General features: G+C 42.4%; 13 protein-coding genes. 3 read left to right on the forward strand and 10 right to left on the reverse strand.

Features of this window, described 5'->3' with window-relative positions:
- Positions 1-94 precede the first annotated feature (94 nt).
- Complete coding sequence (locus tag ACP7A0_RS04550) at positions 95-1,708, reverse strand: M20/M25/M40 family metallo-hydrolase (protein WP_426004385.1); 1,614 nt, start codon at positions 1,706-1,708, stop codon at positions 95-97.
- 140 nt (positions 1,709-1,848) lie between these two features.
- On the opposite strand from ACP7A0_RS04550, the gene namA reads away from it, so the two are divergent.
- Together namA and ACP7A0_RS04560 are read left to right on the forward strand one after the other, a co-directional pair.
- Positions 1,849-2,865, forward strand: coding sequence for an NADPH dehydrogenase NamA (gene namA / locus ACP7A0_RS04555; protein ID WP_095285364.1), 1,017 nt, complete (start codon positions 1,849-1,851; stop codon positions 2,863-2,865).
- Between the two features lie 119 nt (positions 2,866-2,984).
- The gene (locus ACP7A0_RS04560) at positions 2,985-3,749 is read left to right on the forward strand and encodes an alpha/beta fold hydrolase (RefSeq protein ID WP_106036845.1); all 765 of its coding nucleotides are present in this window, start codon (positions 2,985-2,987) and stop codon (positions 3,747-3,749) included.
- 47 nt (positions 3,750-3,796) lie between these two features.
- Here the strand turns inward: ACP7A0_RS04560 and ACP7A0_RS04565 are convergent, their stop codons facing one another.
- Positions 3,797-5,104 carry an aminotransferase class I/II-fold pyridoxal phosphate-dependent enzyme gene (locus tag ACP7A0_RS04565; protein WP_066030694.1) on the reverse strand — a complete coding sequence of 436 codons (1,308 nt, stop codon included), beginning with the start codon at positions 5,102-5,104 and terminating at the stop codon, positions 3,797-3,799.
- Positions 5,105-5,243: 139 nt separating this feature from the next.
- Positions 5,244-6,173, reverse strand: a complete 930-nt coding sequence (rnz, locus tag ACP7A0_RS04570) for a ribonuclease Z (protein WP_034661203.1) — start codon at positions 6,171-6,173, stop codon at positions 5,244-5,246.
- A gap of 221 nt (positions 6,174-6,394) precedes the next feature.
- Between rnz and zwf the strand changes: the two genes are divergently transcribed.
- Positions 6,395-7,870, forward strand: a complete 1,476-nt coding sequence (zwf, locus tag ACP7A0_RS04575) for a glucose-6-phosphate dehydrogenase (protein ID WP_426004388.1) — start codon at positions 6,395-6,397, stop codon at positions 7,868-7,870.
- A gap of 47 nt (positions 7,871-7,917) precedes the next feature.
- Here zwf and ACP7A0_RS04580 read toward each other — a convergent pair whose 3' ends face one another.
- The 7 genes from ACP7A0_RS04580 to ACP7A0_RS04610 all read right to left on the reverse strand — a co-directional run bounded on the left by ACP7A0_RS04580 (position 7,918) and on the right by ACP7A0_RS04610 (position 13,992).
- Entirely contained in the window at positions 7,918-8,640 is a 723-nt protein-coding gene (locus ACP7A0_RS04580) for a GntR family transcriptional regulator (protein ID WP_034661205.1), read from the reverse strand.
- Positions 8,641-8,792: 152 nt separating this feature from the next.
- On the reverse strand, positions 8,793-10,199 hold the full coding sequence (locus ACP7A0_RS04585; protein ID WP_426004390.1) for a glycoside hydrolase family 1 protein: 1,407 nt from the start codon (positions 10,197-10,199) through the stop codon (positions 8,793-8,795).
- Complete coding sequence (celB, locus tag ACP7A0_RS04590) at positions 10,183-11,529, reverse strand: PTS cellobiose transporter subunit IIC (RefSeq protein WP_034661207.1); 1,347 nt, start codon at positions 11,527-11,529, stop codon at positions 10,183-10,185. The genes ACP7A0_RS04585 and celB overlap by 17 nt, the downstream gene beginning before the upstream one ends.
- A 25-nt stretch (positions 11,530-11,554) precedes the next feature.
- Positions 11,555-11,887, reverse strand: coding sequence for a PTS lactose/cellobiose transporter subunit IIA (locus ACP7A0_RS04595; RefSeq protein WP_420734873.1), 333 nt, complete (start codon positions 11,885-11,887; stop codon positions 11,555-11,557).
- 3 nt (positions 11,888-11,890) lie between these two features.
- Positions 11,891-12,202, reverse strand: coding sequence for a PTS sugar transporter subunit IIB (locus ACP7A0_RS04600; protein WP_003215713.1), 312 nt, complete (start codon positions 12,200-12,202; stop codon positions 11,891-11,893).
- A gap of 143 nt (positions 12,203-12,345) precedes the next feature.
- A complete protein-coding gene (locus ACP7A0_RS04605) occupies positions 12,346-13,131 on the reverse strand; it encodes an SDR family oxidoreductase (RefSeq protein WP_034661209.1) in 786 nt (261 codons plus the stop codon).
- 12 nt (positions 13,132-13,143) lie between these two features.
- A complete protein-coding gene (locus ACP7A0_RS04610; protein ID WP_181185461.1) occupies positions 13,144-13,992 on the reverse strand; it encodes a GRP family sugar transporter in 849 nt (282 codons plus the stop codon).
- Positions 13,993-14,087 lie beyond the last annotated feature (95 nt).

The following is a 14,087-nucleotide window of genomic DNA, read 5'->3' on the forward strand; positions in this document are numbered from 1 at the left end:
AAGTCTTATTCTTTATCATACTCTATCTAAGTCGATGGATCGTCTATTTAAAAATAAAAGCCCTATCATCACGATAGGGCTCTTCATCATATACTTACTTTTTCTCTAACAAAGCATGAATCGCTGATTCTAGTAATTCTGGCAAAATGCCGAATGAGAACGGGATGTGCAGCCGCTCTGTCCATTTGTGCGGGTCCTTTCCTAATGGCCCCACGTTGATAACTGGAACGTAAAGTGCTCCCTTTTCTCCTTCCGGTAAAGAATAGCCTTTTTGATAAAGCGGCATATTGGTCGTGTAATGACCTACTTCCTGTTTTTCGAGCTGTAAGTAACTTAAATCAGACAATCCAGGGAAATATTTCACTTCTTCTATTTCAAGTCCATAACTCTTTTTTGCCTCTATTTGAATCCTCTTTAAGGTTGCTTGGATATGCGGATCTTCCGTTGAAGAAACCGCAGGATAAAATGGCGGACTATAAAATAGAACAATCAGCGGCCCTTCTTCCTTACAAAGCGTCGTCAGCTCAGAGATGATTTTGGTTGAAAAATCACGATCTCCAAGCTCACCTCGATTGGCGAACGCATAGTTAACAATGCGTTCAACCTCCTGTTTACCTGAGCGTTCTGCAGCTTTTTGATACAGCTCATGATACGTGAGAACCGTAATCTTCGTATCAATCGGTGTAAAAGGTTTAAAGCGCTGAAATTCAACTGTTTTCTGTTTGAGATTTGCCTCGATTTCGTCTGCTGCTCGTTTCGCAGTGTCATAGAGAAGCCCGTGCAGTTCTTCACTTGAACGATTCATCATCAGCACATTAAATAAAGAAACAGCTGTGTGAGGTGTTTGAACGGAATAGGCTTCTTTTAAGTCCTTTTGCATCAAGTTGGTGGGCGGCGGCGTTATTTCACCGTCTACTTCCTCACAATAATCACTATTCAGCTCTAACAGCCGGTTTAATTCAGATACCATAAAATTCGCATTTAAGCCTGAGAATGGCTCTCCTACATGCGTTTCAATTCCTTTGCAGAAAAATCCGGCCAGTACCTTCCCTATACTGCCTGTATACATATATTTGTGTTCATCACCTGGATATTTTTCAAACATGGGCTCACTGTTTAAGCACGCGGTATAGTCAAGGTCATGCTTTTCCTTAAGCTCCTTTAGTTTCGGAACAGCTTCAAGCATTCCTTGAGAATTCACTTCTTCATCAGGGACTGTGACGAGCAGGACATTTCCATGAAAGGTTTCTGTCATCGCTCTTTCCAGCATAGAAAGCTGTACAGTAAGACCTGCTTTCATATCCATGGCACCTCTTCCAAACAACCAGTCACCTGAAGCAAGATCTTCTCTTGCTCTTTTTGGGAGAAGCGCACTTTTTTGAGAAAATGACGCCATTAACTCTTCTGGTTTGCATGCCATGTTTTGAAATTCACCGTAATCTTCTGTATCGACGACATCGAAATGACTAAGCAGCAAAACGGTACGTGGCAGCGTGCTGCGCTTTACAAGCGCCGTTAAATAATACCGGCCATCTTTCATCGGATGCAAAGCCAAATGATCAGGGTTCTGCTTGAAATAAGGCCGCTCCCTCAGCAAATAATATAAATATTCAGCTAACGCAACTTCTCCAGTTGTACCCGATATGCTTTCATACTGCATAAGAGCGGTGAGCAGTTCCTTTAGTTCACTCTCTGTTTGCCATTTCATCCCTTTTCCCCCTTTGTTGTCTCTATCTCTCCATTATACAAAAACGCGTATAAAAGCTATATTCTTTGAGCACCTTTTATGACGAAAGTTTGAATGGCTGTTATAATCGGCTATACAATTCCATGAGGAGGCGAAGGTATTTGGAAACAAAACTCTTTTCACCTTGGACATTAAAAGGTGTTACACTGAAAAACCGCATCGTGATGTCCCCGATGTGTATGTATTCATCCTATGACCATGATGGGAAATTACAGCCTTTCCACTTTACACATTATATTTCCCGTGCCCAAGGTCAGGCTGGCCTGATCATGGTGGAGGCAAGTGCTGTTTCTCCCGAGGGAAGAATTAGTGATCAAGACCTCGGTATTTGGAGTGATGAGCACATTGAAGGATTTGCTTCATTAAACGAACAAATCAAAGCATACGGAACCAAGACAGCTATCCAGCTGGCTCATGCAGGGCGTAAGGCTGAACTAGGTGGTGACATCCTGGCACCATCAAGCATTCCATTTGATGAACAGTCTAAAACCCCTGCCGAGATGTCTATCGATCAAATCAAAGATACCGTTCAGGCGTTTCAGGATGCAGCTGTCCGAGCAAAAAAGGCCGGCTTTGACATCATTGAAATTCATGGGGCGCATGGCTATTTGATCAATGAATTTCTTTCACCGCTGGCAAATCATCGAACAGATGACTATGGCGGTTCACCAGAGAACCGTTATCGTTTCTTAAGAGAAGTCATCGATGCAGTCAATGAAGTATGGGACGGACCATTATTTGTCCGTGTGTCTGCTTCTGATTACACGACAAAAGGACTTGATATTGCAGATTACATTGGCATTGCTACATGGCTGAAGGAACAAGGTGTCGACTTAATCGATGTCAGCTCAGGCGCTGTCGTACAGGCGAAAATCAACACATTCCCTGGCTACCAAGTGACCTTCGCAGAAAAAATAAAAGAAGGTGCCGGTATTCAAACAGGGGCAGTCGGTCTGATCACATCTGGTGTACAGGCAGAGGAAATTTTACGAAATCAGCGTGCAGACTTAATCTTTATAGGCAGAGAATTTTTACGGGATCCATACTTTCCAAAAACAGCTGCTCAAGAACTTCGTACATCTATCGAAGGCCCGCGTCAATATGATCGCGCTTGGTAAAAGCTCATAGAAAAAAGGTGTCTATTTTTTGAAATAGGCATCTTTTTTGTTTTTAAGAGAAACATATCAGCCTTTTGTGCCGTCTTTTATCTAAAGAACCACTTAGAGGAGATGGAAGAATGAACTCGGCAATGATTGAAAGAATGTATCATATAGATGGACATCATTTTTATACAAAACATCGTCAAGGCAAAAGGCAAGCCACCATTATCTTTGAAGCAGGCTACGGCATTTCGGGTGATACGTGGTCGAATATGGTCCGCGATATTGATCCTGAGCTTGGGGTTTTCTTATACGATCGATTAGGAAATGGAAAGAGCAGTGACAGCAGTGAAGGAAGAACATTGCATGATCTTGCAGATGATTTAGATGCGCTGCTAGAAGAAGCCAATATTCAGCCACCCTTTCTCATTGTGGCTCACTCATTTGGCTCTCTTGTCAGCCGGTTATGGGCAAGTCGCAGAGGAGATGACGTCATTGGCATGGTGATGTTAGACCCAGCAAGTGAGGAGCAAGAACAGGTCATCCTGCCGCTTTTATCAAAGGAAGAACGCACCTCATATATGGCGCAATTCACAGCAGAATGTACACATGAGGACTTTCAGCAAATGCTAAGTACAATGAAAGAGGAGCAAACCCATTATGGGATGATGCCGCTCCTTGTCATTTCCTCAGGTAAGAGCCGATTGTTTCATCCAGCGCATGAAGCTTGGCTCAGACTTCATAAACGGATGCTGTCTTTGTCATCCCAAAGCGGATGGATTCAGGCGCAGAACAGCTCGCACTATATTCATCATGATGAACCGCATATTGTGCAGCTTGCGATCTATGATGTATGGTGCGCAGCCAAACAACCTGTTTCCTATTATCAAACAGCCAATTAAAAACAAAAACTCCTTGACTAGTTATCAGTCAAGGAGTTTTCTTTTCTTTATGCCGTTGGAGCAGACTGACTTTTTTTAGAAAGCAGCTTTTCAATGCTGACAAGCTGAACACATAATGTAAAGATGTCAATCGCTTGCTCTAGCTCTTCAAGTGTTGGGAACGTTGGCGCAATGCGAATGTTACGATCAAGCGGGTCTTTTCCATAAGGATATGTCGCGCCTGCACCTGTCATTGTAACACCTGCTTCTTTTGCCTTTTGCACAACAGCTTTTGCACAATGATCGAGCGTATTTAAACTAATGAAATATCCGCCATTTGGCTTGTGCCATTCAGCAATGTCTTTCCCGCCAAGTGTTTCATCAAGAATGGAAAGAACGAGGTCAAACTTTGGCTTAATGATCGCTGCATGTTTTTTCATATGTTCCTTCAAGCCTTCTGGATTCTTGAAGAAACGAAGATGTCTTAATTGATTGATTTTGTCTGGTCCGATCGTTTGAACCGATAATTGCTTTTGAGTGAAGCTTACATTGTCCGGGCTAGACGCCATCAGTGCAATACCTGATCCTGGGAATGTAATTTTAGAAGTAGACGCAAACATAAACACACGATTTGGGTGCCCTGCTTCCTCTACTGCTTGAAAAATATCTTTTAACGTATCAGGCGTATCAGTTAGATGATGGACTGCGTATGCATCATCCCAAAAAATGCGGAAGTCGTCTGCTTTTGTTTTCATAGAAGCGAGGCGGTCAACAACCTCATCTGAATACGTAATGCCATCTGGGTTGCTATATTTTGGTACACACCAAATGCCTTTAATCGCTTCATCTTCTGCGACCAATTTTTCTACCTGATCCATATCAGGTCCATCAGCCTTCATATCGACTGTGATCATCTCTATGTTAAATAGCTCACAAATGGCAAAGTGACGGTCATATCCTGGGCTTGGTGCAAGGAATTTTACTTTTGGCAGCTTTCCCCAAGGTGTTTTGCTGTCATATACGCCGTGAGTCATGGCACGGGCAATGGTATCGTGCATCATATTAAGGCTGGAATTACCGCCGATGATGATTTGTTCTGGCTTCAGATTGAGTACATCTGCAAAAAATGTCTTCGTTTCAGGAAGCCCTGTCAAGCCGCCATAGTTTCGCACATCTGTGCCATCTTCAGCAGTCATCGCATCCTTTGATGTCACAACATCGAGCATGCCCATAGACAAATCGAGCTGTTTTGGTGAAGGTTTTCCTCTAGACATGTCTAAGTGTAAGTTTTTACTTTTATAAGTTTCGTACTCATTTTGTAGTGCTGCATATAGGTCATTTAATTCTGCTTCACTTAACGCTGTAAAACCGCTCATCTTTGATTGTGCCTCCCGTATTCTTCATAGTTTCATTCGTCATTTGTTTTTTCTTCACCATTTTACCACTACCTGAAAAAGAGAGTCATTATAAATATCAAAAAAATCACACAACTTTTTTTGACGATTCATCCAATTTTTACAGCGTGCGGTCAATGGAAAAAGAAAAGAAATCATGTGCAGCTTCTGTCAGCGGGAATATATCGCGGGCTTCTTTCAATAGTTGTTTCAGTGCCTCTTCTCCTTGGTAACGTGCACTAATATGGGTCAAAATTAATCTTTTTGCGCCTGCTTCCTGCGCCGTTTTCGCTGCTTGTTCTGTCGTGCTGTGATAATAATTGTAGGCTAGATCAGCATCTTCTTTACCGAATGTTGCTTCATGGACTAACACATCCGCATCTTTGGCAAGCCTTGTTATATTCTCGCATAAACGGGTATCTCCTGAAAATGCAACGATTCTCCCTTTTTTAGGGGGTTCCAAATAATCGGTTCCATCAATGATTCTTCCATCTTCGAGTGTCACGGTTTCCCCATTTTTTAACTTCTGATACAAAGGTCCAGGTTTTACACCGATTTCTTTCAGGTCTTCGGCTTTTAATGCACCTGGTACATCTTTTTCCACTACCCGATAGCCGTAAGCTGGAATACCGTGAGATACTCGTCTTGCTTCTACTTGAAAGGTATCATCTTCAAATATGATCCCTTCATCTATCTCTATGATATGCAGCGGATATGTCAAATGCGTTTGTGTAGCTGAAAGTGCTGCGTTCACAAACGCTTTGATGCCCTTAGGCCCATAGATCGTTAGTTCATCCTCTCCGCCTTGAAAGGATCTGCTGCCAAGCAGTCCTGGGAGACCGTATACATGATCACCATGCATATGAGTGATAAATATTTTCTCGATCTTTCTCGGTTTAATCGTTGTATGTAATATTTGATGCTGCGTCGCTTCTCCGCAATCAAAAAGCCACACTGCTTTTCTTTCTTCTAAAAGCTTTAGCGCAGTGCAAGTGACGTTTCTAGTTTTTGCAGGAATGCCTGCACCTGTTCCTAAAAAGAGCAGTTCCATTACTTTTCCTCCTAAAGCCGGTATACAATATCTTCATTCATATAGAATACATGAAGACAAGGTAAATGTGAATTCAGCGGAATTTTCGAAAAAAGTCAAACGAGAGCAGAAAAAGTCGAATCAAATGTTTGCTTTACGAACAATGAACCTTTAAAATAAAGAAAATGTACATACAATCTCGGTTTTTACAACAATGCTACGAATAAAGTGAGGTACTTTTCGTGAATACAGAAACTAACAATCCAAAAGCAGTCATTGTCATTTTTGGCGCAACAGGAGATCTTGCCAAACGCAAGCTCTACCCTTCTATACATAGACTTTTTCATAGCGGAAAGCTTGGTGATCAATTCGCCGTCGTCGGTGTTGGACGCCGTCCGTGGTCTCATGAGGATCTCAGAGCTGTGGTGAAAGAATCTATTTCTTCTGATGATGCAGAAGCGAAAATAGAGGAATTCAGTTCGCATTTTTATTATCACGACTTTGACGTATCAAGCGCTGCTTCCTATCAATCGCTTAACACACTTTTAGCAGGCCTTGAAGATACGTACAGTATCCCAAATAACCGGATGTTCTATTTAGCGATGGCACCGGAATTCTTCGGAACGATTGCGAAGTTCCTAAAAAGTGAAGGCGTATCAAAAACAACCGGCTGGTCAAGACTTGTCATTGAAAAACCATTTGGCCATGACCTGCCAAGTGCCAAAACATTAAATGAAGAAATTCGAGATGCATTCTCTGAAGATCAAATTTATCGTATTGACCACTATCTCGGTAAACAAATGGTTCAAAACATTGAGGTCATCCGTTTTGCGAATGCCATCTTTGAACCACTTTGGACAAACCGATATATCTCAAACATTCAAATTACATCTAGTGAATCATTAGGGGTTGAAGACCGGGCTCGCTATTACGAAAGTTCAGGTGCACTAAGAGATATGGTCCAAAACCATATGCTTCAAATGGTGGCACTTTTAGCAATGGAGCCGCCAATTAAGCTGAATACAGAGGAGATCCGCAGCGAAAAACGGAAAGCATTACGCGCTCTTCGTCCTTTCTCTAAAGATGAGGTCGATCAATTCTTTGTCCGCGGACAGTATGATGCTGGTACGGTTGATGGCAGCATGGTTCCTTCCTATCTTGAAGAGCAAAATGTAGACCCGAACTCAAACACAGAAACCTTCGTTGCAGGGAAGCTGCTCATTGATAACTTTAGATGGGCCGGGGTGCCATTTTACATTCGTACAGGAAAACGATTAGAAAAGAAATCTACTCAAATCGTTGTTCAATTTAAAGACATTCCAATGAACCTGTACTATGGAAACGGAAATTCCATGCATCCAAACTTACTCGTCATTCACATTCAGCCAGATGAAGGCATTACCCTTCACCTGAACGCTCGCAAGCTTGATGGCGGTACGTATGCGAAACCGATTAAGCTCGACTACCAAACAAACTATAACGACATCATGAATACACCAGAAGCATATGAAAAGCTGATTCATGACTGCTTGCTAGGCGATGCAACGAACTTTGCTCACTGGGATGAAGTGGCGCTTTCTTGGAACTTTGTTGATCCGATTTCTGAAAAATGGGCAGAAAACAAAACATTAAAACCAAATTATCCTGCTGGTTCAATGGGACCAAAAGAAGCCGATCAGCTTCTAGAAAAAGACGGATATCATTGGTGGAATATATAAAATGAAATAAAAAAAGAGCAGTCTCCCTCGGGGGTTCTGCTCTTTTTTTAACGTCCTGTTTTCGTAATTTCAACCGTTGAAAAGTCGAACTTATCATAGCGGTGATGACTAAAGGAGTACTCAAACGGGCGGCCTGTGTTTAAATAAGCAACCTGCTCGACTTCGAGCACAGGATCCGTTGGGTCACAGCCTAAATATTGCTGGTCCAGCTCATCTGATTTAGCCGCTCTAATTTTCTTGTGCGCTCCTGCCACTTTTAAATGGAGTTCATTTGATATGTAGCCATAAATCGATCCCAATAAAACCTCTTCATCTATGCCCTTAATGACATTGACCGGCATAAACGTTTTTTCTAATACATATGGCTCCTCATCCACGAGGCGGAGCCGGATGATGTCATAAACGGGTGTGGTTAAGTCAATGGATAGGTGGGCTGCCACTTCTTCGCTTGGAAAATGGACATCAAAGCGAATGATTTGGCTCGTGACGTTTTTGTCCGCCATGACTTTCGTGAATCCTTTATTTTCATGACCAGATACATTAATAGCCCCTTGGTTTAGCGCTGCCTTCACAATAAATGTGCCGTGGCCTCTTTTTCTAAAGAGCAGACCTTCTGCTACGAGAAGATCGAGCGCACGCTTCATCGTCATTCGGCTGCATTGAAATTCAGCGGCAAGCGAGTTTTCATCTGGAATGGGTTGATCTTCTGGATAATAAGCTGTTCCTATTCGTTTTCTGATTTCTTCTGAAATGAGTTCGTACTTTTTCATCTCACACCACCAACTGACTTGTTTTTTCATAGCTTCCTCTCATTCTACACTAAGCCTAGTGAGCTTAAAAGGTACCAGCCATTTTTGTTTCATCCACTTACCGTCACATAAGAAAAATACTTGCCCTTTTCAGGAAAGAGCAAGTATCTTGATTAAAAACCGTTATTCTCTGATACCGATTGAAACCAGTATCCGCTTTTCTTGATGGTTCGTTTCCCGTCTTCTTGAAGATCAACTGAGACAAATCCATAACGATTCTTATAGGCATTCGACCATGACCAGTTATCCATAAACGTCCACAGATGATAGCCTTTTACATTACTTCCTTCTTGAATGGCTTGATGCACCCATTTGAGATGCTCAGAAATAAAGTCAATGCGGTAATCGTCATGAATCATTCCTTCTTTATCCTTAAACCGCTCTTCTCCTTCGACACCCATTCCATTTTCAGAAATAAAGCATTCAATATTATCATAGTCTGTTTGAACTTTTTTCAATATATCATAAATACCTTTTTCATAGATTTCCCAGCCTCGATACACATTCATTTTTCTTCCCGGCATTTCAAACGCATCAAAATAATGATTTGGCATAAATGGTGCTTTCGGATGCGGCATATGCTCTTTCGCTTTCACTCTTCTTGGCTGATAATAGTTGATCCCAAGGAGGTCGACGGTATTCTCTTGAATGAGCTCAAGGTCTCCTTCTTCAATACTTGGCATAAAGCCTTCTTTCTTTAAGACCTCTACTAGTTTTTCTGGGAAATGTCCCTTCACCGCAGGATCTAGGAAGGAACGGTTAAAGAAAGCATCAGCCATCTCAGCTGCTTCTACATCGCATGGATTCTGGCTTCTTGGATAAGATGGGGTAAGATTTAGGATGATGCCAATCTTCCCGCCTTGCTGCAGCTTTTTATAAGCCGCAATCGCCTTAGCATTTGATAAAAGTTCATGAAAACCGACCTGTACAGCCTTTTGGAAATCGACTTCGTTTGGATAATGAAAGCTATACATATACCCGCCCTCTACAGGAACTATCGGTTCATTATGGGTAAACCATTTTTTCACCCGGTCGCCAAATAATTGAAAGCACAATTCCGCATAGCTGACATAATCATCTACTACCTGTCTGTTCACCCATCCGCCTTTTTCCTGCAGCGCCATTGGCATATCGAAATGGTACAGGTTCACAAACGGCTCAATATCATGTGCAATCAGTTCATTGATCACATCATTGTAAAAAGATACTGCTTCTTCATTGACCACACCTTTCCCTTCAGGTAAAAGACGTGACCATGAAATGGACAGCCGAAATGAATTGTGCCCAATTTCTTTCATCAGACGGATATCCTCTTTATATTTTCGATAAAATTGGGATGTCACGTTTGGGCCTACACCATCAAAAAAACGAGTCGACTCTTGTTCAAACCAATGATCCCAAATATTCGGTCCCTTACCATCTCCAGGGACACTGCCTTCTGTTTGCGTGGCAGAGGCAGAAGATCCCCACCAGAAACCTTCTGGAAATGTATATGATTGCTTGTTATTTTCCATCGACATGTATTGAGTCTCCTTCGCCTTTGATGTTTGTTGTCTTCGTTTTTTCCGTTGGGGTTATTTTTTCATTCTTCACATTCATACGGTCAATAAACTTCAGGAACGGGAACCAAATGACAAACACAATCATCAGATTAAACAGCTGAAGCAGACCGCCCGCTAGTGAATTTGTTGCCATTATTCCGCTAATAAAGATCGGCACCGTCCATGGAATATTCACGCCTGTCGGCGGCGGTACAATGCCTGTTGCCATCGCAAAATAAGAAATACATGTAATGACCATTGGCGCCAAAATCCATGGAATGAGAATAAGTGGATTCATGACAATCGGTAAACCGAAAATAATCGGTTCATTGACGTTAAATAATCCTGGTCCTAAGCCGAGCTTTGCTACTTGTTTTAATTGCTTACTTTTCAGGAAAATTAAAATCGTAAACACAACAGCCAGCGTCATACCGGTTCCGCCCATGCCAACCGTATAGATTTCGATAAACTGCTTGCTGATGATATTCGGAACCTCACCAGTTTTTGTGTAGCTCTCTAGGTTTTGAATGGACAATGTATTCCAAATCGGGTCCATGACAGAGTTGATAATAATTTGGCCGTGGAGCCCAAAGAACCAAAGAATTTGTATAAAGAAAACAGCGATCAAGGTCGGGATGATACCGCTTCCAAGTCCAACAAGCGGCGCCTGAATGGCATGATAAATCAGGTCATGCATGTTTGTTTTGAAGCCTTGTGTAATGATGATATTGATCAGTAAAAAGGTTGTGAGTGTCAAAGTAGCCGGGATCAGTGCAGCAAAAGACTTTGAAACAGCTGGCGGAACCCCTTGCGGCATATTGATGACAAATTTCTTTTGGACAAAATAACGATAAATTTCAGCAGACAAAAAGCCTGTGATCATTCCTAGGAACATCCCCTTTGCTCCTAAACGATCGACTGGGATCACACCTGCAATAGATGCACCGCCTTCTTGTTCTAGTAAAAATGGCGTCAGAAGCAAGAAAGAGGCTAAAGCAATCACGCCGCCAAATACAGCTTCCACATCATAGCTTTTCGATAAATAGTAGCCAATCCCAAATACAACAAACACGCTCATAATGCTGATGGTCGCACTTGGCGCGATATTCAGTGCAGACTGGACTCCTTCCAGTGCGGTTTGACTCATGATTTTATCTAAAAATGGCAAATTCATTAGCACAACCATAATGGAACCAAAAATGGTGAGCGGGAACGCAAGCATAAAAGCATCCCGTAATACGCCTAAATAGCGGTTGTTGTTCAATCTCCCAGCAATCGGAACCAAAATGGCACTTATTTTATCAAACATTGGTTTCCCCCCTTGTTTACACCCTTTATTGTTTAAGCGATTGGAAAATCGGCAGGAGCTCTCCCACAAGCTCCTTGATCGTAATGGTGGACATTAAGTGATCTTCGGCGTGCATGAGCAATAAGGAGAAAGGTGTTTTCTCCCCGCCTGCCTCTTGCTGCACGAGTTGAAAATGGATGCCATGTGCATGACGTAAATCTTCTTCCGCTTCTTTCATGAGACTAAATGCCTCAACTTCTTGACCTTCTCGAAATTGTTTAAGAGATTGAAGCAATTTGCTGCGTGCATTTCCACTGTGTAAGATCAATTGAAAACTGACTTGTTCCTCCGTGAGCCCTTCGAGTGTTTTCTTTTCCATTCTTTACGATTCCTCCATCAATGTAACGGCTTGTTCATACGCTTTTTGTCCATCGGCAAGCCCGTACGCCTGCATATCTATGACCTCTACTGCAATCCCGTATTTTGTTGCTTCTTTTTGAAGATCCCCTTTTAAAAAGCTCATTTGCGGTCCAATTAACACAACATCCGCATTCGCCATTTCTTTTCTCGCTTGATCTTGCCCAACTGCCCAAATTTCTGCCTCGTCCCCTATTGAGTCGGCATGAGCCTTCATCTTTGTAACTAGTAAACTCGTAGACATTCCTGAACTGCATGCTAATAAAATACGTTTCATTTCTCTCACCCCATTGTTGTAATAAAAGCGCTTCCATTTAATATTATATATTTTTATTTTTAAATGTCTAGACATTTAATTTTATTTGTCTGTATTTTATATAAAAAAAGAGCGTCATGTGTGTACGCTCTTTGTCTTTCTCCCTATCCTTTTCCTGCCTGGAAGCCAGGATACTTTGTCATGCCGCCGTCCACATAGAGCGTCAAGCCTGTGACATAGCTTGCCTCTTTTGACGCCAGCCAGACAGCACATGCTGCCACTTCTTCCGGCTTTCCAATATAGCCGATGGGGATCAATTCAATCACGCCTTTTTTCAATGCGGGATCATCGAATTTTTCCGCATTGATCGGGGTATCGATGGCGCCTGGTGCAATGCTGTTTACACGGATTTTTTTAGGGGCGTATTCTAGTGCCAGCGTTTCTGTCAGCAGCTTGGCGCCCCCTTTACTTGCTGCATAATGAACGAAATGAGGCCAAGGGATTTGCTGGTGAACCGACGACATATTGATGATCGATCCTTCTATCCCGTGATCTGTCATATACTTCAGTGCATCACGGCAGCCGAGAAACATACCTGTTAAATTAGTCGACATGACTTTGTTCCAATTATCCAGCGTCATTTCTGTGGAAGGCACTTCGTTTTCAATACCTGCGTTATTGATCATGACATCAAGGCTGCCGTACGTATGAATGGCTTTATCAATCATTGCCCGCATATCCTCTTCCTTTGATACATCTCCCTTGATTTTCACAGCCTGGCCGCCATTTTTTTGAATATCCGCAATGGTGTCATCCGGATTTTCTTGATCTGAGAAATAATTGATCACCACATTGGCTTTTTCTTGTCCAAACCGGCGCGCCATTGCTTGCCCTATTCCTGTGCCGGCTCCTGTAATCAGGACTGTTTTTCCTTCTAAATCTGGATACATTCGTTTACCCTCCTATTTTGTAAAGCCTAGCAGCACGCCGCCTGCAATGATCATCAAGCAGCCTGCAATGACAAAGCTTGTTCTGGATGCTTTCTCTTTTAATAAGTAAATGCCGCCTAATGTTGAGATGACAATCCCTGTCTGTGACATCGAAAAGCTTACGGCTACGCCAATGAGCGGAATGGCCAAAAGAAGCCCAAGATTTCCTGTCGACCAAACCAAACCGGCAATGATATTTTTAAACGTATATTTACTAAACGGGTTCTGTTTTAGACTAATCGCCAAGGATGAAAGCAGCATACCGACCGATTGCGGAACGAGGGCAGACCACCCATCAATATGAAACCATCTTAAAATGACGACATATCCGACATAGCCAACCGTTGAGATGAGCAGAATAATGATCCCTTTTTTGAAATTGCCTCCACCGTTCCCGCCGCCATTCTTCTTTTGACCGAGCGATGTCATCACAACACCTGCAATAATCAGTAAAATGGCGCAAGAACCAATGAGTATGACCGTCATCGTTTGCCATTCTTTAAAAACCATGACACCAAATAAAGTAGTGCTCACAAGCTGCATGCCTGTTGACAAAGGAACCGCCTTCGAGACTCCAAGAAACGCAACACTTGAAAGCTGATTCATTTGTCCAATGCTCCAAAAGATGCCTGAAATCACAGAAACCGCAAAAATAAACGGTGTCAGCTCTGGCATTTTGATGAAGAAGGCTGCAATTGAAAATAAAAATGCGCCAAGCGTAATGCCGAGCGTTTGCTGGTATGCATTCCCGCCAAGTTTGACACTGATCAGAACAATACTTCCCCAAAATATTGCTGGGAGAAGTGCATATAAGATGCCCACTTCTATCCCTACTTTCTTTTCTTTTTTACATAGCATCCCTCTTTTTCGCATTTTTAGCCGAAAAGATGCAAACACAAAAAAACCTTACCAATCCA

It is taken from the genome of Bacillus sp. DWP3-1, from assembly GCF_049896565.1.
Classification (GTDB): Bacteria; Bacillota; Bacilli; order Bacillales; family Bacillaceae; genus Bacillus.

Bases quoted from the DNA above. Each gene is read 5' to 3' on its own strand.
- ACP7A0_RS04605 (WP_034661209.1), bottom strand. From the start codon at position 13,131: ATGTATCCAGATTTAGAAGGAAAAACAGTCCTGATTACAGGAGCCGGC.
- ACP7A0_RS04595 (WP_420734873.1), bottom strand. From the start codon at position 11,887: ATGGAAAAGAAAACACTCGAAGGGCTCACGGAGGAACAAGTCAGTTTT.
- celB (WP_034661207.1), bottom strand. From the start codon at position 11,529: ATGTTTGATAAAATAAGTGCCATTTTGGTTCCGATTGCTGGGAGATTG.
- ACP7A0_RS04600 (WP_003215713.1), bottom strand. From the start codon at position 12,202: ATGAAACGTATTTTATTAGCATGCAGTTCAGGAATGTCTACGAGTTTA.
- ACP7A0_RS04565 (WP_066030694.1), bottom strand. From the start codon at position 5,104: ATGAGCGGTTTTACAGCGTTAAGTGAAGCAGAATTAAATGACCTATAT.
- ACP7A0_RS04580 (WP_034661205.1), bottom strand. From the start codon at position 8,640: ATGAAAAAGTACGAACTCATTTCAGAAGAAATCAGAAAACGAATAGGA.
- ACP7A0_RS04550 (WP_426004385.1), bottom strand. From the start codon at position 1,708: ATGAAATGGCAAACAGAGAGTGAACTAAAGGAACTGCTCACCGCTCTT.
- ACP7A0_RS04585 (WP_426004390.1), bottom strand. From the start codon at position 10,199: ATGTCGATGGAAAATAACAAGCAATCATATACATTTCCAGAAGGTTTC.
- ACP7A0_RS04560 (WP_106036845.1), top strand. From the start codon at position 2,985: ATGAACTCGGCAATGATTGAAAGAATGTATCATATAGATGGACATCAT.
- rnz (WP_034661203.1), bottom strand. From the start codon at position 6,173: ATGGAACTGCTCTTTTTAGGAACAGGTGCAGGCATTCCTGCAAAAACT.